This is a genomic window from Pseudomonas sp. Irchel s3a12, assembly GCF_900187485.1.
Lineage (GTDB): Bacteria > Pseudomonadota > Gammaproteobacteria > Pseudomonadales > Pseudomonadaceae > Aquipseudomonas > Aquipseudomonas neuropathica.
Map to the genome: position 1 here is coordinate 162,658 of NZ_FYDN01000009.1, position 22,350 is coordinate 185,007.

At 60.9% G+C, this 22,350-nt stretch carries 20 protein-coding genes; 13 read left to right on the top strand and 7 right to left on the bottom strand.

Annotated features, from left to right (window positions below; genetic code table 11):
- The first annotated feature begins 93 nt into the window (after positions 1-93).
- From CKW14_RS16760 to argE, 5 genes are all read left to right on the top strand, one after another.
- Entirely contained in the window at positions 94-360 is a 267-nt protein-coding gene (locus CKW14_RS16760) for a DUF4880 domain-containing protein (RefSeq protein WP_095050054.1), read from the top strand.
- 207 nt (positions 361-567) lie between these two features.
- Positions 568-1,887 (top strand): NAD(P)/FAD-dependent oxidoreductase, encoded by a 1,320-nt coding sequence (locus CKW14_RS16765; RefSeq protein ID WP_095125696.1) that lies wholly within the window; start codon positions 568-570, stop codon positions 1,885-1,887.
- 57 nt (positions 1,888-1,944) lie between these two features.
- Positions 1,945-2,361, top strand: coding sequence for a RidA family protein (locus tag CKW14_RS16770; RefSeq protein WP_007910844.1), 417 nt, complete (start codon positions 1,945-1,947; stop codon positions 2,359-2,361).
- A 154-nt stretch (positions 2,362-2,515) separates the two neighbouring features.
- On the top strand, positions 2,516-3,193 hold the full coding sequence (locus CKW14_RS16775; RefSeq protein ID WP_095050052.1) for a DUF1028 domain-containing protein: 678 nt from the start codon (positions 2,516-2,518) through the stop codon (positions 3,191-3,193).
- On the top strand, positions 3,190-4,338 hold the full coding sequence (gene argE, locus CKW14_RS16780; protein WP_095125697.1) for an acetylornithine deacetylase: 1,149 nt from the start codon (positions 3,190-3,192) through the stop codon (positions 4,336-4,338). Before CKW14_RS16775 ends, argE begins: the two co-directional genes overlap by 4 nt.
- 18 nt (positions 4,339-4,356) lie before the next feature.
- Here the strand turns inward: argE and CKW14_RS16785 are convergent, their stop codons facing one another.
- Positions 4,357-5,268: a LysR family transcriptional regulator gene (locus tag CKW14_RS16785; RefSeq protein WP_095125698.1), complete on the bottom strand. Its 912-nt coding sequence runs from the start codon at positions 5,266-5,268 to the stop codon at positions 4,357-4,359.
- 235 nt (positions 5,269-5,503) lie between these two features.
- Between CKW14_RS16785 and CKW14_RS16790 the strand changes: the two genes are divergently transcribed.
- Together CKW14_RS16790 and CKW14_RS16795 are read left to right on the top strand one after the other, a co-directional pair.
- Entirely contained in the window at positions 5,504-6,919 is a 1,416-nt protein-coding gene (locus tag CKW14_RS16790; RefSeq protein WP_095050049.1) for a cytosine permease, read from the top strand.
- Positions 6,920-7,019: 100 nt separating this feature from the next.
- A complete protein-coding gene (locus CKW14_RS16795) occupies positions 7,020-7,643 on the top strand; it encodes a glutathione S-transferase family protein (protein ID WP_095050048.1) in 624 nt (207 codons plus the stop codon).
- Positions 7,644-7,649: 6 nt separating this feature from the next.
- Here CKW14_RS16795 and CKW14_RS16800 read toward each other — a convergent pair whose 3' ends face one another.
- The gene (locus CKW14_RS16800) at positions 7,650-8,147 is read right to left on the bottom strand and encodes a helix-turn-helix domain-containing protein (protein ID WP_095125699.1); all 498 of its coding nucleotides are present in this window, start codon (positions 8,145-8,147) and stop codon (positions 7,650-7,652) included.
- Positions 8,148-8,245: 98 nt separating this feature from the next.
- Here CKW14_RS16800 and CKW14_RS16805 point away from each other — a divergent pair, with 98 nt between their 5' ends.
- Together CKW14_RS16805 and CKW14_RS16810 are read left to right on the top strand one after the other, a co-directional pair.
- Positions 8,246-8,884, top strand: coding sequence for an isochorismatase family cysteine hydrolase (locus tag CKW14_RS16805; protein ID WP_095125700.1), 639 nt, complete (start codon positions 8,246-8,248; stop codon positions 8,882-8,884).
- On the top strand, positions 8,881-10,446 hold the full coding sequence (locus CKW14_RS16810; protein ID WP_095125701.1) for an aldehyde dehydrogenase (NADP(+)): 1,566 nt from the start codon (positions 8,881-8,883) through the stop codon (positions 10,444-10,446). The genes CKW14_RS16805 and CKW14_RS16810 overlap by 4 nt, the downstream gene beginning before the upstream one ends.
- Positions 10,447-10,473: 27 nt before the next feature.
- Here the strand turns inward: CKW14_RS16810 and CKW14_RS16815 are convergent, their stop codons facing one another.
- The gene (locus CKW14_RS16815) at positions 10,474-11,352 is read right to left on the bottom strand and encodes a LysR family transcriptional regulator (protein ID WP_095050129.1); all 879 of its coding nucleotides are present in this window, start codon (positions 11,350-11,352) and stop codon (positions 10,474-10,476) included.
- 103 nt (positions 11,353-11,455) lie between these two features.
- On the opposite strand from CKW14_RS16815, the gene CKW14_RS16820 reads away from it, so the two are divergent.
- Positions 11,456-12,847 (top strand): aldehyde dehydrogenase family protein, encoded by a 1,392-nt coding sequence (locus CKW14_RS16820; RefSeq protein WP_095125702.1) that lies wholly within the window; start codon positions 11,456-11,458, stop codon positions 12,845-12,847.
- 249 nt (positions 12,848-13,096) lie between these two features.
- On the opposite strand, the gene CKW14_RS16825 is transcribed toward CKW14_RS16820, so the two are convergent.
- Together CKW14_RS16825 and CKW14_RS16830 are read right to left on the bottom strand one after the other, a co-directional pair.
- Complete coding sequence (locus tag CKW14_RS16825; RefSeq protein WP_095125703.1) at positions 13,097-14,641, bottom strand: MFS transporter; 1,545 nt, start codon at positions 14,639-14,641, stop codon at positions 13,097-13,099.
- A 131-nt stretch (positions 14,642-14,772) separates the two neighbouring features.
- Positions 14,773-15,603 carry an oxidoreductase gene (locus CKW14_RS16830; protein ID WP_095125704.1) on the bottom strand — a complete coding sequence of 277 codons (831 nt, stop codon included), beginning with the start codon at positions 15,601-15,603 and terminating at the stop codon, positions 14,773-14,775.
- A gap of 131 nt (positions 15,604-15,734) precedes the next feature.
- Between CKW14_RS16830 and CKW14_RS16835 the strand changes: the two genes are divergently transcribed.
- Positions 15,735-16,625 carry a LysR family transcriptional regulator gene (locus CKW14_RS16835; RefSeq protein WP_095125705.1) on the top strand — a complete coding sequence of 297 codons (891 nt, stop codon included), beginning with the start codon at positions 15,735-15,737 and terminating at the stop codon, positions 16,623-16,625.
- Between the two features lie 4 nt (positions 16,626-16,629).
- On the opposite strand, the gene CKW14_RS16840 is transcribed toward CKW14_RS16835, so the two are convergent.
- Positions 16,630-17,796: a DUF1624 domain-containing protein gene (locus tag CKW14_RS16840; protein ID WP_095125706.1), complete on the bottom strand. Its 1,167-nt coding sequence runs from the start codon at positions 17,794-17,796 to the stop codon at positions 16,630-16,632.
- A gap of 217 nt (positions 17,797-18,013) precedes the next feature.
- On the opposite strand from CKW14_RS16840, the gene CKW14_RS16845 reads away from it, so the two are divergent.
- Complete coding sequence (locus tag CKW14_RS16845; protein WP_095050039.1) at positions 18,014-18,610, top strand: paraquat-inducible protein A; 597 nt, start codon at positions 18,014-18,016, stop codon at positions 18,608-18,610.
- Positions 18,607-19,296 (top strand): paraquat-inducible protein A, encoded by a 690-nt coding sequence (locus tag CKW14_RS16850; protein WP_095125707.1) that lies wholly within the window; start codon positions 18,607-18,609, stop codon positions 19,294-19,296. The genes CKW14_RS16845 and CKW14_RS16850 overlap by 4 nt, the downstream gene beginning before the upstream one ends.
- On the opposite strand, the gene CKW14_RS16855 is transcribed toward CKW14_RS16850, so the two are convergent.
- Positions 19,229-22,255: an FAD-binding and (Fe-S)-binding domain-containing protein gene (locus CKW14_RS16855; protein WP_095125708.1), complete on the bottom strand. Its 3,027-nt coding sequence runs from the start codon at positions 22,253-22,255 to the stop codon at positions 19,229-19,231. The two genes, CKW14_RS16850 and CKW14_RS16855, sit on opposite strands and share 68 nt — an antisense overlap.
- Positions 22,256-22,350: the final 95 nt, after the last annotated feature.

A 22,350-nucleotide genomic window follows, 5' to 3' on the forward strand; every position in this document is an offset into this window, starting at 1 on the left:
GCAAACGCACCCAGACGATCATTACGCCGTTTTGACATTTTTTTCCCAGTCCGCTTCGTAGGGTGCGTTATCCGGCCAAACAGGAACCTGCCCATGCCCCCTTCCGACTGCAACGAAATAGACGAAGACATCGCTAACCAAGCCGCTGACTGGTGCATGCGCCTGCACGATAACAATTGCCCGCTGGCTGAACGTCAGGCTTTCCAGCACTGGATCCAGCTCGACCCGCGCCACGCTTTTGAATACGCAAAAATGCTCGAAATCTGGGATCTCAGCGGCCAATTGCCGGATGAACCCGAAACAGCGAAAAAACTCCTGACCGGCGACAAACCAGCGCACAAAGGTTCGCGCGAAATATAGGGGCCACGCTCGCCCCTCTCTCCCTCGCTCCAACAACTGAAAGCCGCGTATTCAAAGGCTTTCGCCCTTCTGCATCAGAATTTTATCTTCACATCCCAGCTTAATAATATTTTACCGATATCCCCCTCCTCCCTAGTCTGACCTCAAGCCAAACGGACAAGCCAACAGCGGCCCGAATCCCACTGCCTTGCTAGGAAGGATGTAGAGATGACCACTGCAATAATAAAAACCGACACGCTGATCGTGGGTGCTGGCCAGGCAGGCGTCGCCATGAGCGAACACCTGAGCAAACTCGGCGTGCCGCACCTGGTGCTAGAGCGCAATCGCATTGCCGAACGCTGGCGCACCGGGCGCTGGGACTCGCTGGTGGCCAACGGCCCGGCGTGGCACGACCGCTTCCCGGGGCTAGAATTCGATGACGTCGATCCCGACGGTTTCGCCCCGAAAGAACGTGTGGCTGACTATTTCGAAGCCTATGCGAAGAAATTCAATGCGCCGATCCGTACCGGCGTTGAGGTGAAAAGCGTGGTGCGCAATGTCGGTCGTCCGGGCTTCACGGTTGAAACCTCCGAAGGTGTGATCGAAGCCAACCGTGTTGTCGCCGCTACCGGGCCGTTTCAGAAACCGGTGATCCCGGCGATTGCCCCGCAAGACGAACGTCTGTTGCAGATCCATTCCGCTGACTACCGCAACCCGCAGCAACTGCCGGCAGGCTCAGTGCTGGTGGTCGGTGCCGGTTCTTCCGGCGTGCAGATCGCCGATGAGCTGCAACGTTCCGGCAAACAGGTTTACCTGTCGGTCGGCGCCCATGACCGCCCGCCTCGCGCTTATCGCAACCGGGATTTCTGCTGGTGGCTCGGCGTGCTCGGCGAGTGGGATCAAGCGGCGATGAAACCCGGTCGTGAGCACGTGACCATCGCAGTCAGCGGCGCTCATGGCGGTCGCACCATCGATTTCCGTGGTCTGGCCCATCGCGGCATGACCCTGGTCGGCGTCACCGAATCGTTCAATAACGGCGTGGTGACTTTCAAGCAGGACCTGGTCGGCAACCTCACTCGCGGCGACGAGAATTATCTGGCGTTGCTGGATGCCGCCGATGCCTACATCGAGCGCAACGGCCTCGATCTGCCGGAAGAACCAGAAGCGCGCGAAACCTATCCCGACCCCGAGTGCGTGAAAAATCCGCTAGCCGATCTGGATCTGGCCAAGGCTGGCGTCACCGCGATCATCTGGGCCACCGGGTTTGCCGTGGATTACTCGTGGTTGCAGGTCGCAGCGTTCGATGACAAGGGCAAGCCTGTGCATCAGCGCGGCGTGTCGAGTGAGCCGGGGGTGTATTTCCTCGGTCTGCCGTGGCAGTCGCGCCGTGGCTCGTCATTTATCTGGGGCGTTTGGCACGACGCCAAACATGTCGCCGACCACATCGCCACCCAGCGCAAGTACCTCGACTACCGCGATGCCGAACAGCGCGAGGCCGAGTTGCACCAGGACAGCCACAGCAAAGCCGCCGACACCGTCGACGCTTGATAGCCCTTTTCGCCCCGGCGCCGATTGCGCCGGGCAAACCTTCTTCAGGAGCCGTTCATGAGCCAGCCCACCCACACTCGCATCCGCATGTTCAACACCAAGGACACCTACCCGAACCAGACGCTGGACAACGACCTGTGCCAGGCCGTGCGCGCCGGCAACACCGTGTATGTACGCGGTCAGGTCGGCACGGATTTCGACGGCAATCTGGTCGGCCTGGGTGATCCGCGTGCGCAGGCAGAACAGGCCATGCGCAACGTCAAGCAACTGCTCGAAGAGGCTGGCAGCGACATGAGTCATATCGTCAAGACCACCACATACCTGATCGACCCACGTTATCGCGAGGCGGTGTATGGCGAAGTCGGCAAGTGGCTCAAAGGCGTGTTCCCGATCTCGACCGGACTGGTGGTGTCGGCGCTGGGGCAGCCGCAGTGGCTGATGGAGATTGATGTGATTGCGGTGATTCCTGAGTAAGGCATCACACCGAGTCGCGGCTATCGCTGGCAAGCCAGCTCCCACAGGGTTTGGAGTTGTTTGAAGGTTTTTTGATCGACCCCAAACCTGTGGGAGCTGGCTTGCCAGCGATGAGGCCCTCAAGGACAACATCTTCCTAGAAAGGAATAAGCAGATGACCTTTTCAATCACAGCCCGCTGCGCCGAAACCGGCCAGTTCGGTGTCGCCATCAGTTCCTCCAGCATCGCCGTCGGTGCCCGTTGCCCGTGGCTGCTGCCGGGTGTTGGCGCGGTGTCGAGCCAGAACATCACCCTGCCGTCTCTCGGCCCGGAAGTCCTCGCGCTGATGGAGCAAGGTTTGGCGCCGGACGATGCGCTGGATAAAGTCCTCACGCGCAACGGCTACAGCCAGTACCGCCAGATCACCGCGATCAACCACCTCGGCCAGACCGCACATTTCAGCGGTGCGCAAACCCTCGGTGTGCACAACGCCGTCAGCGGCGAACAGTGCGTCGCCGCCGGCAACATGCTTGCCGGGCGTTCGGTGATCGAAGCCATGGTCAGCGCCTTCGAGGACGGCGAAGGTCAACTCGCTGATCGTCTGCTCAAAGCCCTGCACGCCGCACAAGCGCTCGGTGGCGAAGCCGGCCCGGTGCACTCCGCCGCTGTTGTGGTGGTCGGCGAGCAGACCTGGCCGATCGTCAACCTGCGCGTCGACTGGGCTGATGAAGACCCGATCGGTCAGTTGCAAAAACTCTGGAACGCTTACGAGCCGCAGCTTCAGGACTACATCGACCGCGCCCTCGATCCGGCCAAGGCGCCGGGTTATGGCGTGGCCGGTGATGACCGATGAACAGCGTCGAGTTGCTCAAGGCGCTGGTGGGGTTCGATACCACCAGCCGTGAATCCAACTTGCAACTGATCGAATTCGTTCGCGATTACCTCGAAGGTTTCGACGTGCCATGCGCGCTGATCTACAACGATGAGCGCAGCAAAGCCAACCTGTTCGCCACGATCGGCCCGGTGGATCAACCGGGCATCGTGCTGTCCGGGCACACCGATGTGGTGCCGGTCGATGGTCAGCCGTGGACGCTGCCGCCGTTCGAACTGACGGAACGCGACGGCAAGGTGTTTGGGCGCGGTACCGCAGACATGAAGGGTTATATCGCCTGCGTGCTGGCCTTGGTGCCGTTGCTGGTTAAAACGCCGCTGCGCCTGCCGGTGCACATTGCCTTGTCCTATGACGAAGAAGTCGGCTGCCTCGGCGTGCGTTCGTTGCTCAAGGTCTTGCAGCAACGCCCGATCAAACCGTTGCTGTGCATCATCGGCGAACCGACCGAATTGAAACCGGTGCTCGGCCACAAGGGCAAACTGGCAATGCGCTGCGATGTGCAGGGCCATCCTTGCCATTCGGCCTATGCGCCGCTCGGGGTCAACGCGATTGAATACGCAGCCGAACTGATCGGCGAACTGGGTCGCCTCGGCCAGCAACTAAAAGCGCCGGAGCATCACGATGCGCGCTTCGACCCGCCCTACAGCACGGTGCAGACCGGTGTGATCAGCGGCGGCAAGGCCTTGAACATCGTGCCCGCCGATTGCCGTTTCGATTTCGAGATCCGCGCCCTGCCCTCGCAGGATCCAGCGCTCGTCGCCGAAGCACTGAAAGCCTACGCCGAGCGCGAAGTGCTGCCGCGTATGCGCGCGGTCAGTGCGCAGAGTGATATTCGCTTCAGCGCCTTATCGGCGTATCCGGGGCTGGCCACCGATGCGCAAAGTCAGGCCGCTGAGTTGATCTCTGCGTTCTGCGGTTCAACGGATTTCGGCACCGTGGCCTTCGGCACTGAAGGCGGGTTGTTTGATGCAGTAGGCATTCCCACCGTGGTGTGTGGCCCCGGCAGCATGGATCAGGGTCACAAGCCCGATGAGTTTGTCAGCCTCGATCAGTTGCAGGCGTGCGATCAGATGCTTCAGCGCATGCTTGCGTTTATCAGTGATTGAACCCCGGCCCGACCGCCCTCACGGGTGCACTCGGGCCAGTTCTTCGCGGCAATGATCGACAAACAACTGCGCCGGTTTGGTCAGTTGCACCCGGCGCAGCCAGGCCGCCGACAATCCCGAACCGGTGACGTTTTCCGCCAGCGGCACGCACACCACTTGCTGGCCGTCGTATGTGTAGTCGCTGAACGGTTTGGTCACCAGAATCGAAAAGCCGAAACCGTTGCCGACCATACCGCGCACCATCTCGATCGACGGTGAGCTGAAGACGATGTTCGGCGTCAGCCCGCGTTCCTCGAAGATGCTCACGAAGTAGGTGCGGCTCGGCACCACGTCGAGCAGGATCATCGGTTCCAGCACCAGATCATCCAGCGAGACCTTTGCCTGTTGCGCAAAGCGGTGGCTGGCCGGCAGCAACGCATAAGGCTGCTGCGGTGGCATCAGCGGCGTGGTTTCGATGGTGCTGTCCAAGTCGTGTTCAAACATCATCGCCACGTCGATGCTGCCGGCGGTCAGGGCCTGTACCAACTCTTGTTGTTCGCCATCACGAATGCGGATTTCCACCCCTGGCCAGCGCGCCTTGAAGCCGGCGATCAAGCGCGGCAAGTACAGCGGTGCGACGGTTTCGAAACAGCCGATATCGATCTGCCCTGCGACCACGTCATTATCGGCCAGCGCGTTTTGTTCAAACTCGTGAGCCACCCGCAGCAGCTCCAGCGCCTTGCGATAAAAGCGCGAGCCACTGGGCGTCAGCGAGACGCCTTGGGCGTGGTGACGGATGAATAACTGCACGCCGAAGCTTTCTTCCAGATGCTTGATCGCGGTGGAGACCGACGGCTGCGCGATGTAGAGCTTGCGCGAGGCCTCGGCGACGCTGCCGCAGTCGGCCGTGGTGACGAAGTATTTGAGCTGGCGCAGGTTATAGGCAGCCATGTGAGTCTCCCGAAGAGCGCGAGTGTTCGCCCTGTTTCCCTGGCGCACGATCAAGCTTGAACATACCGGACGCGGGCGCCAGCCGAAGCATATTTTTTTTAAGGTCTGTAGCAACAAACTTACTAATTTATCAATCCCGACGCTTTGCACATGATCACTTCAACAAGAAATGCGCCGCCCGTGCCGGCGCTTGCCGAAGTACGTCCACGTACTCATCCTTGCCTTGGAGTTCGTCATGGCTATCCCTGCAGCAACTTCCGCTCCGCTGATTGAAAAACACACGATAGGATACGTGCCCCCCGAAGATCGCCACGGAAAGGTCAGGGATCTGTTCACGCTGTGGTTCGGCGGCAATATCGCGCCGTTGCCCATCGTCACCGGTGCACTGGGCGTGCAGTTGTTTCACTTGAATCTGCTCTGGGGCATCGTCGCAATTCTCGTCGGCCATCTGGTCGGCGGCGTGTTGATGGCGCTGCACTCGGCGCAAGGCCCGCAGATGGGCATTCCGCAAATGATCCAGAGCCGCGCGCAGTTCGGCTCCCTCGGCGCATTGCTGGTGGTGTTGATTGCCGGCGTCATGTACATCGGCTTTTTCGCCTCCAACATCGTGCTGGCCGGCAAGTCGTTACACGGCGTAGTCGACAGCGTTCCGGTGCCGGTCGGCATCGTCATTGGCGCAGTCGGTTCGGGGATCATCGGCATCATCGGCTACCGTTTTATCCACGTGCTCAACCGCATCGGCACTTGGGTGCTAGGGATCGGCATCGTTGTCGGCTTTGGCTACATCTTCACCCACATTCAAACTGACGACTTCCTCACCCGTGGCAGCTTCAACCTCTCCGGTTGGCTCGCCACTGTGTCGCTGGCGGCGCTGTGGCAGATCGCGTTCGCGCCTTACGTGTCCGATTATTCGCGTTATTTGCCGGCGGACGTGAAAGTCTCGTCGACCTTCTGGACGACGTATCTGGGTTCAGCGCTGGGCTCGAGTCTGGCGTTCATCTTCGGTGCTGTCGCCGTGCTGGCGACGCCGGTGGGGATGGACACGATGGACGCGGTCAAACTCGCCACTGGCTCCATCGGCCCGCTGATGCTGGTGCTGTTCCTGCTCAGCGTGATCAGCCACAACGCCCTCAACCTCTACGGCGCGGTGCTGTCGCTGATCACCCTGGTGCAAACCTTCGCCTACCGCTGGATTCCTACCGCCAAAAGCCGTGCGGTGATCTCGATCATCGTGTTGCTGGCCTGCTGCTTTGCCGCTGTCGGCGCCTCGAAAGACTTTATCGGCCACTTCGTCGACATGGTGCTGGTGTTGCTGGTGGTGTTGGTGCCGTGGACGGCGATCAACCTGATCGACTTCTACGCAATCCACAAAGGTCAGTACGACATCCAGTCGATCTTCCAGGTCGACGGCGGCATCTACGGCCGCTACAACCCGCAGGCGTTGCTGGCTTACGCGATCGGCATCGCCGTGCAGATCCCGTTCATGAACACGCCGCTTTACGTCGGCCCGGTGTCGGCGCACATCAACGGCGCGGACCTGTCCTGGCTGGTGGGGCTGCTGGTGACCTCGCCGTTGTACTTCTGGCTGGCTAACCGCGACACGTCCTATCGGCGGCGGATGATGGGCGGGAAACTGGCGAGCAGTCTGTGATTTTGACCTGATGAACAACCAAGGCCCGCCCAGTGCGGGCCTTGTCTATTGCGGTGTGGTATTACTTCAGGCCTGACGATTATTGGGTAAGGGAAATCCAATGCTGCGAATACTGGGTAAAGCCTCATCGATCAACGTGCGCAAAGTCCTGTGGACTTGCGCTGAACTGCAGATTCCTTTCGAGCGTGAAGACTGGGGTTCGGGATTCAGATCGACGCACGATGCGCAGTTTCTCGCGCTCAATCCCTGTGCCATGGTGCCGGTGATTCAGGACGGCGACTTCACGTTGTGGGAATCGAACACGATCATTCGTTATCTGGTGTCGCGCTACGACGGTTCGCACCTCTACCCGACTGACGCGCAAACACGGGCGCGGATTGATCAGTGGATCGACTGGCAAGCGTCGGAGCTGAATCGCTCGTGGTCGTACGCTTTTCTGTCTCTGGTGCGACAGTCGCCTGAGCATCAGGACAGCGCCGCACTGGCGGTCGGGATTGAGCAATGGTCGAAGAACATGGCAATCCTCGACCGGCAACTGGAGAAGACCGGCGCCTACGTCAGCGGCGAACAGTTTTCCCTGGCGGACATTCCCATCGGGCTGTCGGTGAATCGCTGGTTCGAAACGCCACTGGCTCACCCGAATTTTGCCGCAGTGAAAGCCTATTACGATCGCTTGAACCTGCGCCCCGGCTACGTGCTGCACGGTCGCAACGGCACGCCGTGATCGAGGTTATTTGCCTTTGAACGCCTCACGCCGCGCCTGCCGTTCGGCGGCGTAGGCTGCTTGTGGCTGGCTGATCAAATCTTGCCGACGCAACGGTTCACCGCAGTGCTCGCACAGCGGCCCGAGGCCGGCGTCGTGGTTGCAGTTTTTGTGGGTCATGTTCACCGCCAGTCCCTCCTCCGGTGCCTTGCACCACGTCTCTCCCCACGCCCGCAACGCGATGATCACCGGGTAGAACGCCTCACCTTTCGCCGTGAGGTGGTACTCGTAGCGTTTCGGCCTTTCGTTGTACAACCGGCGCTCAACCAGCCCCTCCGCTTCCAGGCATTTCAGACGCGCGGCAACCATCTGCGGCGTACCGCCGGTCTGCGCCTGGATCTCGTCATAGCGATGATTGGCCATGAACAACTCGCGCAAAACCAGCACGGTCCAGCGGTCGCCGACGATCGTCTCGGCCCGGGAAATCGGGCACAGCGTATCGGGAAGACTATCGTTTACTGCCATCAGGGCTTGCCTCTTTTACAGTTACTATGATTATCATATCTACACGATGCCGGGACAAGCCCTGTGCACCGATAATCCCATTGCCGGAGCAAGCAGCCATGTCGAATACCCCCTATCCGCTGGACAGAACCGCCTACCTGTTGGTCGATCCGTACAACGATTTTCTCTCGGAGGGCGGCAAGATTTTCCCTTTGATCAAACCCATGGCCGAGCAGAACGGCCTGCTCGACAACCTGCGCAAACTCGATCGCACGGTGCGCGACCTGAACATTCCGGTGGTCATCGTACCCCATCATCGCTGGGAAAAAGGCGACTACGAAACCTGGGACCACCCGACCCCGACGCAATGCAAAATCATGCACATGCATCATTTTGCCCGGGGCGAATGGGGCGGCGAATGGCACCCGGATTTCGCCCCGAAGGATGGCGATATCGTGGTTCAGGAGCATTGGGGTTCCAGTGGATTCGCCAACACCGACCTGGATTTTCGCCTGAAGCAGCAAGGCGTCACACACGTAATCATCGTCGGCCTGCTGGCCAATACCTGCATCGAAGCCACCGCGCGCTATGCCTCGGAACTGGGTTACCACGTCACCCTGGTACGCGATGCAACAGCGGCCTTCAAAGCGGAAATGATGCACGCCGCTCACGAACTCAACGGCCCGACATTCGCTCACGTGATTGCCAGCACTGACGAACTAATTGCCAACCTCCAATCCCAGGGTGACGCGCAATGAATCTGACCGGCCATTTGCTGATCGGCGCGGCGGATGTCGCCGCCACCGAAGGCACGATGAAAGCGCTGAACCCGGCCACCGATCAACGGATAGAACCGGACTTCGCTTTCGGCGGTGCGGCACAGGTTGATCAGGCTGCGACACTCGCCGATGCCGCGTTCGACCACTACAGCCACACCTCGCTGGCCGAGCGTGCCGCGTTTCTCGAGAGCATCGCTGACAACCTCGATGAGGTTCGTAGCGAACTGGCGGCACGCGCGGCACTGGAAACCGGACTGCCCGAAGCACAGCTTGAGGGCGAAGCTTTGAGAGCCGCGATCCAGTTCCGCCAGTTCGCCGATGTGGTGCGCCGGGGCCGCTTTCTACAACTGGCGATCGACCCGGCACAACCCCAGCGTCAGCCACGTCCACGGATGGATCATCGCTTGCAAAAAATCGCCATCGGCCCGGTGGCGATTTTCGGCGCGAGCAACTTCCCGATTTCCTATTCGGTGGCAGGTGGCGATACCGCGTCGGCACTCGCGGCCGGGGCACCGGTGATTCTCAAGGCACACAACGCGCATCCCGGCGCCTCGGAAATCCAGGCCCGCGCCATTCGTAAAGCCGTGCAGGCGCATGGCTTGCCCGAAGGTGTTTTCTCGATGGTGCGTGGTGGCGGCAATGCCATTGGCGAAGCGCTGGTCGATCATCCGCTGATCAAGGCTGTGACGTTTACCGGATCTGAACAGGGCGGCATGGCGCTCTATCGCCGCGCGCAATTGCGCCCCGAGCCGATCCCGGTATTCACCGAAATGACCAGCGTCAACCCGACCTTCATCCTGCCCGAGGCCATGGCGGCTCGCGGCACCGAGATCGGCGACGGCTTTATCGAGCGCATGCTGGTCAACGTCGGTCAGGCCTGTTTGTGTCCGTCGATCCTGATTGCCATCCGTGGTGCCGGGTTTGAAGAGCTGCGCAGCGCCATGCGCAAACGGGTCAGCGCGGCACCGGCGCGGACGATGCTGACGCCGGGCATTCATGGCGCCTACGTCGAGGGTCTGATGGTGATGGAAGGTGCCGGCGCGCAGGTGATCGCGGCAGGCACGCCGGCCGATGCCACATTCGCCGGACGCGCTGCGTTGCTGGAAGTCGAGGGACACCAATTGCTCAGTGAACCGGGATTGGCCCACGAAGTGTTCGGCCCGTCGGCGCTGCTGGTGGCGGTCACTGATGCCGAGGAACTGCTGGCGGTCGCCCGCTCGTTCAGGGGACAGCTCAGCGCTGCCATCCACCTTGAAGAGGTGGACCTGGAACTCGCGCGGCGCCTGCTGCCGATCCTCGAACGCCGCACCGGACGCATCGTGGCCAACGCCTTCGCGCATCCACAGGAAGTGACGTACGCCACGGTGCACGGCGGGCCGTTTCCGGCGACGTCGGACAGCCGTTTCACCTCGGTCGGCATGACCTCGATCGAACGCTTCTTGCGTCCCGTGACTTATCAGGGTTTTCCGGATGAGTTGTTGCCACAGCCGTTGCGCGAGGGCAATCCGCTGCAACTGCCACGTAGCGTCGACGGGCAATAACAGCGATCCAGTGCGCGGCGGACGCGATCATGCATCTGCGCGCACCACCCCGCGCTCTTCCAGCAAGCGCACAAACATGCTCAGACTGCGCGATACCGTGCCCCGTCGCCACACCAGCCACGTGGTCAGATAACGAAAGTCCGCGGCCAATGGCCAGACGCTGACGGTCGCGCTGCCGGGCATGCTCTGCAGCATTTTGCGCGGCATCAGCGCCAGACCTGCACCGGCGCTGACGCAGGCGAGCATGCCGTGATAGGACTCCATTTCGAAGATCTTGCCCGGTACAGCGGCGTCGGTGCTGAACCATTTTTCAAAGTGGTGACGGTAGGAACAGTTGGAACGGAAGGCATAAATATTCTCGCCGTTGACATCCGCCGCGCGCTTGACGGGCGCGTGGCTGATCGGGGCGATGATGACCATTTCTTCCTCGAACGCCGGCACGCCTTCCAGCGTTGGATGCAGCACCGGGCCGTCGACAAACGCTGCAGCCAGACGCCCGGACAGCACGCCGTCGATCATCGTGCCCGAGGGGCCGGTCGAGAGGTCGAGATCGACCTTGGGGTGCAATTGGTTGTACGCCGCGAGCAATTCGGGAATACGCACCGCCGCCGTGCTTTCCAGCGAGCCTAACGGAAACGCGCCCTGCGGTTCCTCCCCCGCCACCGTCGCCCGGGCCTCTTGCACCAGGTCGAGAATCCGTCGCGCGTATTCAAGAAAACTCCACCCGGCCGGCGACAGGCGCAAACGGCTTTTCTCGCGGATAAACAGATCAACGCCCAGATCCTGCTCAAGCTGCTTGATCCGCGTGGTCAGGTTCGACGGCACGCGATGAATCTGCGCGGCGGCGGCGCTGATGCTGCCGTGCTCGGCAACGGCTTTGAAGATTTCCAGCTGCACCAGATCCACAGTCATTCTCCAATCGTGAAAGAAACGATCTTTATTATTCAGTTTCCAGAAAACAAACACCACCCTACTCTAGGCCCATCCGACGAACATGCAGGACGATGCCATGAGCCAGATTTCCAGCCAGACCCACGCCATCTCGATCAACCCCGCCACCGGCGAGCAGATCGGTCACTACGCGTTTGAATCCGCGCAAGCGCTCGACGCCGCACTGACCCGCGCCGCTTATGGCTTCGGCAAATGGAAGCGCAAGCCGTTGCAGGATCGCTCGCGTTTGTTGAGCGCCCTCGCCGGTGCGCTGCGCGAAACCAGCGAAGCCATGGCCACCATGATCACTCAGGAAATGGGCAAACCAATTGCTCAGGCCCGTGGCGAAATCGAGAAATGCGCCAAGCTTTGCGAGTGGTACGCCGAACACGGCCCGGCCATGCTCGACGCCGAACCAACGCAAGTTGAAGGCGGCAAGGCGCGCATCGAATACCGTCCGCTCGGCCCGATCCTCGCAGTGATGCCGTGGAACTTCCCGATCTGGCAAGTGCTGCGCGGCGCCGTACCGGCGCTGATCGCCGGCAACACGTACGTGCTCAAACATGCGCCGAACGTGATGGGCAGCGCCTACCTGTTGCGCGACGCGTTTACTCGCGCCGGTTTCGCTGATGGTGTGTTTGAAGTGATCAATGTCACCCCGGAAGGCGTTTCCACCGCGATTGCCGATTCGCGCATTGCCGCCGTGACCCTGACCGGCAGCGTGCGTGCCGGCATGGCCATCGGCGCTCAGGCCGGTGCCGCGCTGAAGAAATGCGTGCTGGAACTCGGCGGTTCCGACCCGTTCATCGTGCTCAACGACGCCGATCTGGATGAAGCCGTGCAAGCCGCTGTGATCGGTCGCTACCAGAACTCCGGTCAGGTCTGCGCAGCAGCCAAACGGCTGATCATCGAAGAAGGCGTGGTCGAAGAATTCACGCGTAAATTCGTCGAAGCCACGCGCAAGTTGAAGGTCGGTGATCCGCTGTCCGCCGAGACCTACATCGGTCCGATGGCACGTTTCGACCTGCGTGATGAACTCGACCAGCAAGTGCGCGACACCCTTGAAGAAGGCGCAACGCTGTTGCTCGGCGGCGGCAAGTCTGAAGGCCCGGGCAACTACTACGAGCCGACCGTGCTGGCCGATGTCACCGACCGCATGACTTCGTTCAAACAGGAACTGTTCGGCCCGGTCGCCTCGATCATCACCGCCCGCGATTGCGCGCATGCCGTGGCCTTGGCCAACGACAGCGAGTTCGGCCTGACCGCGACCATTTACACCGCCAACGTGGCACTGGCCCAGCAACTGACCAGCGAACTGGACACCGGCGGCGTGTTCATCAACGGCTACTCCGCGAGCGATCCGCGCGTGACCTTTGGCGGCGTGAAGAAGAGCGGTTTCGGACGTGAACTGTCGCACTTCGGCGTACGCGAGTTCTGCAACGCGCAGACCGTGTGGCTGGATCGTAAATAATCCAGACACCGGAAAACCCTGTGGGAGTGAGCCTGCTCGCGATAGCGGTACATCAAGCGATGAAGATGCTGAATGCACCGGCCCCATCGCTGGCAAGCCAGCTCCCACAATGACTGCGGTGTAACCACTGATGCTGCAGACACCCTGGAACCCTGTGGGAGCTGGCTTGCCAGCGATAGCGGTGCATCAGTCGACATTTATGCCAACTGATACTCCGCTTTCGCGAGCAGGCTCGCTCCCACATTGGCTTTATGCGGCAGCCTGTTGTGGCTCGGCGACGCTGCGATCTTTGCTCAACAATCCCAGCACCACCGCCGCCGATGCGAGGGTGATCACCGTCAGGATGTGCAGCAGATACTGAAACGCCGCCGCATAACCTTGCACCAAACGTTCATTGGCCAGACCTGGCACGGTGTTGATCACATGCGCCATATCGCCGGTGGTCACCCGGTGCGCGGTCTCGGCGATCAGCGACGCCTCAGCGCTGCCTGTCACTGCGTGCAGGGCACTCGACAGATCAGCGTGCAGTAATGACGCCAGCACTGCCGCCACAATCGCCAGAGCAATCCCCTCACCCGCCACGCGCACGGTACTGAAGATGCCCGCCGCCATGCCGGCGCGCTCTTTCGGCACGACACTGACCGACAAACCATCCATCAGCCCCCACGGTAAACCGGCGCCCATGCCGATCAGCAGCATCGGCACCACCAAGGCGATTTTCGGCTCACCGACGTTGTACAGACTCAGCCAATGCAAGCCCACAGCGGCCATCAGGAATCCGGCACCGGACAAGATGCCGGCGGAAACGAAGCGCGCCAGCGATGCGGCCAGCATCGGCACCACCAGCATCGGCGCCGACAACGCCAGTAACAGCAGACCGGCGTCTATCTCGCTCAGCCCCTCAACGCCGATGAAGCGCAGCGGCAACATCACCACCAGCACGATGTAGCAGAAACAGGTGCCGATCGGCAGCATCTGCACGCCAATGAATCGCGGATAACGGAACAGGGTCAGATCCAGCATCGGCCGTTCGACACGCATCTCGACGATCACGAAAGCGGCCAGCAGCACCGCCGAAGCGCACAGCAAACCGAGCACAAGTGGACTGTCCCAACCACTGTCCGGCGCCTGGATCAGGCCAAACGTAAACAGCGCCAGCATTGCGCTGAACAGCAGCGTGCCCGGCCAGTCCAGCCCTTTGGCATGCGGGTCGCGGGTTTCACGCATGCGCGGCACACCGAAAACCAGCGCGATGATTCCAATCAACGCGGTAAAGACAAAAATCGCCCGCCAGTTGAAGGCCTCGATCAACGCGCCGGCCACCAGCGGACCGAAAGCCAGACCAATGCCGAACGTAGTGCCGAGCACGCTGTACGCCCGGGTCCGGGCATGGCCTTCGAATTCTTGCGCCAGCGCCGCCGAGCCGCTGGCCAGCGCCGCCGCTCCCGCCACTCCTTGAACCGCGCGCAACACATCCAGCCAGAACACCGAAGGCGCCAGACTCTGCGCGATCGACGCGGCGGTAAACAGCAACATGCCGAAGGTAAACAGGCGTTTGCGTCCGTACACGTCAGCCAATGCGCCGGCGGCCATCAGCAAACTGCCGAACGACAACATGAACGCATTGGTGATCCAGGTCAGCGCCACCGGACTGCCGCCCAGATCGCGGCCAATGGCCGGCGTCGCCACCGCGCCTCCGGTAAAACTTAACGGCAGCACCAGCGCCGAGAGACACACGGCCGCCAGTATGAGCAACTTGTCGCGCGTTCCGTGCGGCGGAGTCATAGCGTTCATCATTCCATCCCTTGAGCAATCACAGTGCTGCATAACGCAGCGAATAAGGCGCGAAAACCGCAGAAAAATCCACCGAAGTTTGCGCACCAAAAAGATGAGAGCGAGCAACCTCGCTCTCACAGCTCCGGCGTTCAGTTGGCGAAATCGGTAGACAGCGCCAGCTCATTCCACTCGGCCAGTTCTTGCGCCACCAACCGATTCTTCGCCTCGATCCGCGCCACCGTGTCACTGCCCAGCGCCAGGCGTTGCGGCGGATTTGGCGCATTGACCAGCGCCAGCATCGCCTCGGCAAACTTCTGCGGATCACCCGGTTGCGCATGGTTGGCCGCCTCGGCGAACGCACGCATCTTGCCAACGGTTTCGTCATAGTCCGCCAGCTCAAGCCGGGTTTTGATCAGCGACTGTTCATCAAGGAAATCCGTGCGGAAGAAGCCCGGCTCGACCACCGTGGCTTGAATGCCCAGCGGCGCCAGTTCCTGATGCAGCGCTTCGGTGATGCCTTCGACGGCAAATTTGGTCGAGCCGTAAACACCCCAGCCCATATAAGCCTGGTAGCCGCCGATCGACGAGATGTTGATCACCCGGCCACTGCGTTGCGCCCGCATAGGCGGCAACACCGCGCGGGTGACGTTGAGCAGGCCGAACACGTTGGTGGCGAACAGGCGCTCTGTCTCGCTGGCACTGGTTTCTTCCACCGCGCCGAGTACGCCAAACCCGGCGTTGTTGATCAGCACATCGATACGGCCAAACCGCTTGATTCCTTCAGCAACCGCTTGGTGAGCTTCGTCTTCACGGGTGACGTCGAGACGCACCGCCAGCAGGTTCGGTTGCTCGCCGAGACGGTCAGTGATGTCTTGCGGGTTACGTGCAGTGGCGATCACCGCATCGCCGGCATGCAGGGCGCGTTCTGCAATGAGGCTACCAAAACCACGGGAAGCGCCAGTAATGAACCAGGTACGCATATCAACCCCTCCTGTCTGCGACCCTAGCGGTGGTGCCGGGGTCTTCTTGATGAGTTGAAGCGACTTTAAGGCCGTGTTACTGATGTGATAATCCCAACAAATTTGCATGACTTTGTGAAAGGCATTCACAGATGAAAACCCCTTCAGCGGCAGATCTTTCGGTATTCCTCTGCACCGCTCAGCAGTTGAATTTCAGCAAAGCGGCAATCGAGCTAGGCCTGACGCCGTCCGCGTTAAGCCATTCGGTAAAGGCACTAGAGAATCGTCTTGGCGTGCGCCTGTTCAATCGCACCACTCGCAGCGTGGCATTGACCGAGGCTGGCGAACGCCTGTACGCACGGTTGAAACCGGCCTTTCGTGATATCGACGATGCGCTGGAAGACCTCAACCATTTCCGCGATAAACCCTCGGGCAACCTGCGCATCACCTGCGGACGGCAAGCCTGTGAACTGGTGCTGCTGCCGATTGCCAGCGAGTTTTTGCTGGCCTATCCAGACATCCGTCTGGAAGTGGTCGAGAGCGATGCGCTGCTGGATATCGTCGCTAATGGGTTCAATGCCGGCGTGCGCTTCGGCGATCGCCTTGAGGCTGACATGGTGTCGCTGCCGATCGGCCCGACAATGCGTTCAGTGGTCGTCGGTTCACCGGCATTTTTTGCACGCCACACAGCGCCGCAAAAACCCGAAGACCTGCATGGACTGCCGTGTATCCGCCACCGTTTTCCCAGCGGCTCGCTGTATCGCTGGGAACTCGAACGTGGCGGCATCGCCCAGGAAATCGAAGTCAACGGCCCGTTAACCCTCGGCGATGTCAGCCTGATGGTCGGGCCCGCGCTGCAAGGGCTGGGCCTGGCCTATGTGTTCGAAGACATGGTCAGCGAACACCTGGCCAGCGGGCGTCTGCTGCAAGTGCTGGGAGACTGGTGCCCGTTCTATCCGGGCCTGCACCTGTACTACCCGAGCCGGCGCCACGTACCGGCGCCGCTAAAGGCGTTTATCGATTTCGTGCGCCACCGGCGTTAGGCATTTACAGGTATTTCAACCAGGCGATGTCGCGGCGACGCGCCTTCAATTCCGAGAACCAGCGCACGGCCGGGTACAGCGCAATCGACAGAAGCGCTGCCGCCAGCCAGATCGCCGCCACCGACGAAAAGCCGAAATAGCTGCCCTGATTCAGCCCGAACAGGGCCACACCGATCAGGTACAACACCTTCAACGCGTACAGATGCAGCAGATAGAAAAACATCGGCGCCGAACCGAACACAGTCAGCCAGCGAATCCAGCGGCGATCCTGCAAGCGTTCGAATGCCAGTAGCAGCAACAGCCCGACGCTCACGGTCAGCGCGATAAACAACAACGACGGCGGGTACTTGGTGATGTTGAAAAAACTCATCAGGGTTTGCACCGACGTGTCACCCACGACCCATGGTTTTTCGCCATAGCCGTTGATCAGCCGCAAGCCGACAAAACCCAGCAGCCCGGCGCTACCCGCGATCAGCAGGTGGCACTGACGCAAACCTGCTTCAACGCCACGAGCAAACCACGGCCCGAGCGCATAACCCAGACCGATCACACCGATCCACGGCAGTAACGGATAGGAGGTGCGCAGGCGCAGATTTTCGCTGACTTCGATCCAGCCGCGATCATGCAAAATCGCCCACGGCACATGCAGCGCCGACTCCACCGGGAAATGCACCGCGTCGAGCAGGTTGTGTCCGGCGATGATCATCAGGCTCAACGCCAGCAACAACCAGCGCGGCAGCCACACCAGCAATGACAAGGCGATCATGCTCAAACCGATCGCCCAGATCACTTGCAGATAAATCACGCTCGGTGGCAGTTGGAAGGTCCACGCGAAGTTCACCAGCGTGAACTCCAGCACCACCAGAAACAGACCGCGCTTGAACAGAAACGCACTGACATCGGCCTTGCCTGCGTACTTTTCGCCGAACAACCACGCCGACAATCCCGTCAGCAGCACGAACACCGGCGCACACAGATGCGCCAGCGTGCGACTGAAAAACAACGCCGGTTCAGTGCTGGCAATGTCCATCGGGTCGGCGACCTGGCGGTGCAGCAAAAAAGTTTCGCGCACGTGGTCCAGCAGCATGAACAGAATGACCAAGCCTCTGAGGGCGTCAATGGACAGCAGCCGGCCAGTGGGCGAGGCAGAACGGGGGAGCGCAATTGTCATGAGCGTTTCGCAATCGAAGGGTTAACAGCGGGCGCCGACAAGGACTGCCCTGAAAATTTTGCGTTACCTTATAACACTAAAAAGCAAAATCCAAAGCCCAATCGATAGCAATTCTCAGAAAACCGCAGCCGATCACACCGTCCAGGTTGCCCAATGGCCTCAGGCTTCTATAGTGATCAAGTCCCCTGCCCTTGCGGCCTGTTGTCGAGCGTTGTCCATGGTCAACACCGAACACCTGATCATCTGCGAGCACTGCGACTGCGTTTACGAAAAAGCCGTGCTGGGCAAACACCAGAAAACCTCGTGCGTGCGTTGCGGCGGCGTACTCCAGCGTTTCAACGGTTTGACCGTCGAACAGCGCCTGGCACTGACCTTCACGGCGGCGATGCTGTGGCTGTTTGCCAATTTCTATCCGGTGATGAGCATCAGCCTCAAAGGCCTGAAAAACAGTGCGACGCTGTGGGATTCGGTGCTGGCGCTGAGTCAGGGGCCGATCACCTTCATAGCGATGGTCGCGGCAATTTCGATCATTATTGCCCCGGCATTTCAACTGGTCCTGCTGACCTGGGTGCTTAGCTTCGCCCTGTCATCGCGACGCGCACCGGGCTTCAAGGTGTGCATGCGCTGGCTGGAAACCCTGCGGCCGTGGAGCATGCTCGAAGTGTGCCTGCTGGGGGCGATGGTCGCGGTGTTCAAACTGGCGGGATTGCTCGACGTGTTGCCCGGCATCGGCCTGTTCGCATTGGCCGTGCTGAGTTTGATGATGATCAGGATTGCCGGCCGCGATATCCGCGACCTATGGGACATTCCATGAACCGACCCGCGACTGCCAGCGAACTCAACCTGTGCCTGTGCCACAGCTGTGGCCTGGCCTGCGACATGACCGACGAGCCACATGAATGCCCCCGTTGCGACGCGCCGCTGCATCGGCGCAAGACTAATTCACTGGCGCGCACCTGGGCCTACATGCTCGCGGCGCTGGCGTTTTACGTGCCGGCCAATCTGCTGCCGGTGATGAACACCACCATGCTTGGCAGCGGCGCCGACAGCACGATCATGAGCGGCGTGCTGGAGTTCTGGCAGCATGGCGCGTGGGACATCGCACTGATCATCTTTATCGCCAGTATCGCCGTGCCGGGCGTCAAGTTCGTCGCCCTGTCGCTGTTGTTGATCACTGTGCAACGCGACAGTGGCTGGGCACGCCGGGAGCGCTCGAAAATGTTCCGCTTCGTCGAGCTCATCGGCTACTGGTCAATGCTCGATGTGCTGGTGGTCGCACTGGTCGCAGCGTTGGTGAAGTTCCAGACACTGGGCGATATCGAACCGCGACCGGGCATCCTGTTCTTCGGCATGGTCGTGGTGCTGACCATGCTCTCGGCAATGAGCTTCGACCCTCGGCTGATCTGGGACAACGCTCCAGACGATGAACCACTCAGCGACGCAGAGCCGTCAGCAACACCTGCAACGGATGGCGCAGTGCCTGATCCGACTGGCGCTTGACCTGACTGCGGCAGGAATACCCCGTGGCCAACGCTTCGCCCTGCTCTGCCGGCGCCGCCACCTGACGGGCCCACGACTGCTCGTAGATCACCGCTGAAGTTTCACGATTGCGCGCCTCGTGGCCATACGTGCCGGACATGCCGCAGCAACCGGTGGCTTGCGTGGCCAGTTTCAACCCTGCGCGCTCGAACACTTGCTCCCACTGCCGAGTCGCGGCCGGGGCGTTGGTTTTCTCGGTGCAATGGGCGAGCAGTCGGAACGAGGCGTTTTTATCCTGCGGCGCCTGCTCCGGCATGACCTTGAGCAACCATTCCTGCACCAGTGCCACCTCCGGGCATTGCTGCATGCCCGGGACTTTCAGGTATTCCTGGCGGTACACCAGCGTCATCGCCGGATCGAGGCCCAGCAACGGCACACCGATGTCCGCCAATTCGCGCAACTGCCGGGCATTGCGCAGCGCCGCGCGGTTGAACGCCGAGAGGAAGCCCTGCACGTGCAGCGGCTTGCCGTTGGCGCTGAACGGCGCCAGATACACCTGATAACCCAGACGTGAAATCAGTTCGACCAGATCCGCCAGCAACGGCGCTTCGAAGTAGCGCGTGAAGGCATCCTGCACGATGACCACACTGCGTTCGCGTTGCGCTGGAGTCAGCGCCGCCAAGGTCGACGCCGTCGCCGCTTGCACCTGCCAGCGGCGCATCGCCGCGTGGAAATCGAAGCGACTGAGCAGCGGCACGTCGATCATGCCGCCGACGCGTTCCAGCAGCCCGCGAACCCATGCAGCGCCCATCAACCCGTTGTACAACGCCGGAATCCGCGCCATGTACGGGATGCTGTATTCCAGCGAGGCGATCAGGTAATCCCGCGCCGGGCGCAGATAACGGCTGTGATACAGCTCAAGAAAACGCGAACGAAACTCCGGCACATTGACCTTGACCGGGCACTGTCCCGCACAGGATTTGCACGCCAGGCAACCGGCCATGGCGTCGTAGACTTCATGGGAGAAGTCTTCGGACTGTGCACGGCTGTTACGCCAGCGCTGCCACAATGAGCTGAAAAACGCTGGTTTGCGAATGGCGTCGGACAACACATCAACGCCCGCCTCGCCCTGCAAACGCAGCCACTCGCGGATCAACGAGGCGCGACCCTTGGGCGATTGCGACCGTTCGCGAGTGGCTTTCCACGACGGGCACATCGCGTCATCGGGGTCGAAGTTGTAGCAGGCGCCGTTGCCGTTGCAATGCATGGCCGCGCCGTAGCTTTGCCAGACTTTTTCGTCGATCTGTCGATCGAGTTCACCGCGCAAAGTCACTTCGTCGATTTTCAGCAGCGCAGCGCCAGTGTTGGCCGGGGTGGCGATCTTGCCTGGGTTGAACTGGTTGAACGGGTCGAACGCGGCCTTCAAGGCTTGCAGCGCCGGGTAGAGTTCACCGAAAAAGGCCGGCGCGTATTCCGAACGCAAGCCTTTGCCGTGCTCGCCCCACAGAAGGCCACCGTAACGCTGGGTCAGCGCGGCGACACCATCGGACACCGGACGCACCAGCGCCGCTTGCTGCGGATCTTTCATGTCGAGGATCGGCCGCACGTGCAGCACGCCTGCATCGACGTGACCGAACATGCCGTACTGCAAGCCGTGGCTGTCGAGCAGGTCGCGTAATTCGGCGATGTACTCGGCCAAATGCTGCGGCGGCACCGCTGTGTCTTCAACAAAAGGCTGCGGCCGCGCTTCTCCGGCGACGTTGCCGAGCAGGCCTACCGCACGTTTGCGCATGCCGTAGACCTTGTTTACCGCCGCATGACCGACCGCCAGCGTATGGCCCAAACGCTCAACCGTACGGTCGCTGCTCAAGTGCTCGACGAATGCTTCGACCCGGTGCTGCAAATCCTCCGGATCGTCGCCGCAGAACTCCACCAGATTGATGCCCAAGGTCGGCCGCTCGGCGCTTTCCGGGAAATACTCGGCGACGCCGTGCCAGACAATGTCCTGCATCGCCAGCAGCAAGACTTTCGAGTCAACGGTTTCGATCGACAATGGTTTGAGCGCCATCAAGGCGCGGGCGTCGCGCAGTGCGTCCATGAACCCGGCGTAGCGGATGTTCACCAACATCGTGTGTTTGGGGATCGGCAACACATTCAACCGCGCCTCAACGACAAAACCCAACGAGCCTTCAGCACCGCACAGCACGCTGTTGAGGTTGAAACGGTTGTCCGCCTCACGCAGGTGCGCCAGGTCATAACCGGTCAGGCAACGGTTGAGATCGGGGAAACGCTCTTTGATCAGCTCGCCCTGCTCATCAATGATCTGCCGCGCGCAGCGGTAGACTTCACCGACGCGATCTTCGCGGGCGCACTGGGCTTCGAGTTCGCTTTCCTCAAGAGGCAGACCGTGCAGACGCTCACCGCCGCGCAAGATCATGTCGAGTTCGAGCACATGGTCGCGGGTCTTGCCATAGGTGCAACTGCCCTGACCACTGGCGTCGGTATTGATCATGCCGCCGACGGTGGCGCGGTTGGAGGTCGACAGTTCCGGGGCAAAAAACAGCCCGGCGGATTTCAGCGCGGCGTTGAGCTGATCCTTGACCACTCCGGCCTGCACGCGCACCCAGCGCTGCTCGACGTTGATTTCCAGAATGCGGTTCATGTGGCGCGACAGGTCGACGACGATGCCGTCCGTCAGCGATTGGCCGTTGGTGCCGGTGCCGCCACCGCGAGGGGTGATCACCACTTGTTGATAGGCCGGTTCGGCGATCAGCCGCGCCACCCGTGCCACGTCATCAGCGTCCAGCGGAAACACCGCCGCTTGCGGCAGGCGCTGATAGATCGAGTTGTCGGTCGCCAGCACCACACGGCTGGCGTAATCGGCACTGATTTCACCGCGAAAGCCGCTGGCTTTCAGGGCTGTGAGGAACTGCTGGTAATCGTTGGCCAGGGCTTTGGCGGGGGACAGCTGGGCAATCATCGGTCAGGGTATCTCGGTCAAATCGGGCCGTGTGGCGGTGAACAGTTGTACGCAACGAATGATTGCGTCAGGCTCCGCCATCTAATGGTGCCCAT

Coding starts and splice junctions, on each gene's coding strand:
- CKW14_RS16820 (WP_095125702.1), top strand. CDS start 11,456: ATGAGCCAGATTTCCAGCCAGACCCACGCCATCTCGATCAACCCCGCC.
- CKW14_RS16795 (WP_095050048.1), top strand. CDS start 7,020: ATGCTGCGAATACTGGGTAAAGCCTCATCGATCAACGTGCGCAAAGTC.
- argE (WP_095125697.1), top strand. CDS start 3,190: ATGAACAGCGTCGAGTTGCTCAAGGCGCTGGTGGGGTTCGATACCACC.
- CKW14_RS16805 (WP_095125700.1), top strand. CDS start 8,246: ATGTCGAATACCCCCTATCCGCTGGACAGAACCGCCTACCTGTTGGTC.
- CKW14_RS16840 (WP_095125706.1), bottom strand. CDS start 17,796: ATGACAATTGCGCTCCCCCGTTCTGCCTCGCCCACTGGCCGGCTGCTG.
- CKW14_RS16830 (WP_095125704.1), bottom strand. CDS start 15,603: ATGCGTACCTGGTTCATTACTGGCGCTTCCCGTGGTTTTGGTAGCCTC.
- CKW14_RS16855 (WP_095125708.1), bottom strand. CDS start 22,255: ATGATTGCCCAGCTGTCCCCCGCCAAAGCCCTGGCCAACGATTACCAG.
- CKW14_RS16845 (WP_095050039.1), top strand. CDS start 18,014: ATGGTCAACACCGAACACCTGATCATCTGCGAGCACTGCGACTGCGTT.
- CKW14_RS16850 (WP_095125707.1), top strand. CDS start 18,607: ATGAACCGACCCGCGACTGCCAGCGAACTCAACCTGTGCCTGTGCCAC.
- CKW14_RS16775 (WP_095050052.1), top strand. CDS start 2,516: ATGACCTTTTCAATCACAGCCCGCTGCGCCGAAACCGGCCAGTTCGGT.
- CKW14_RS16800 (WP_095125699.1), bottom strand. CDS start 8,147: ATGGCAGTAAACGATAGTCTTCCCGATACGCTGTGCCCGATTTCCCGG.
- CKW14_RS16825 (WP_095125703.1), bottom strand. CDS start 14,641: ATGAACGCTATGACTCCGCCGCACGGAACGCGCGACAAGTTGCTCATA.
- CKW14_RS16785 (WP_095125698.1), bottom strand. CDS start 5,268: ATGGCTGCCTATAACCTGCGCCAGCTCAAATACTTCGTCACCACGGCC.
- CKW14_RS16760 (WP_095050054.1), top strand. CDS start 94: ATGCCCCCTTCCGACTGCAACGAAATAGACGAAGACATCGCTAACCAA.
- CKW14_RS16810 (WP_095125701.1), top strand. CDS start 8,881: ATGAATCTGACCGGCCATTTGCTGATCGGCGCGGCGGATGTCGCCGCC.
- CKW14_RS16770 (WP_007910844.1), top strand. CDS start 1,945: ATGAGCCAGCCCACCCACACTCGCATCCGCATGTTCAACACCAAGGAC.
- CKW14_RS16790 (WP_095050049.1), top strand. CDS start 5,504: ATGGCTATCCCTGCAGCAACTTCCGCTCCGCTGATTGAAAAACACACG.
- CKW14_RS16765 (WP_095125696.1), top strand. CDS start 568: ATGACCACTGCAATAATAAAAACCGACACGCTGATCGTGGGTGCTGGC.
- CKW14_RS16835 (WP_095125705.1), top strand. CDS start 15,735: ATGAAAACCCCTTCAGCGGCAGATCTTTCGGTATTCCTCTGCACCGCT.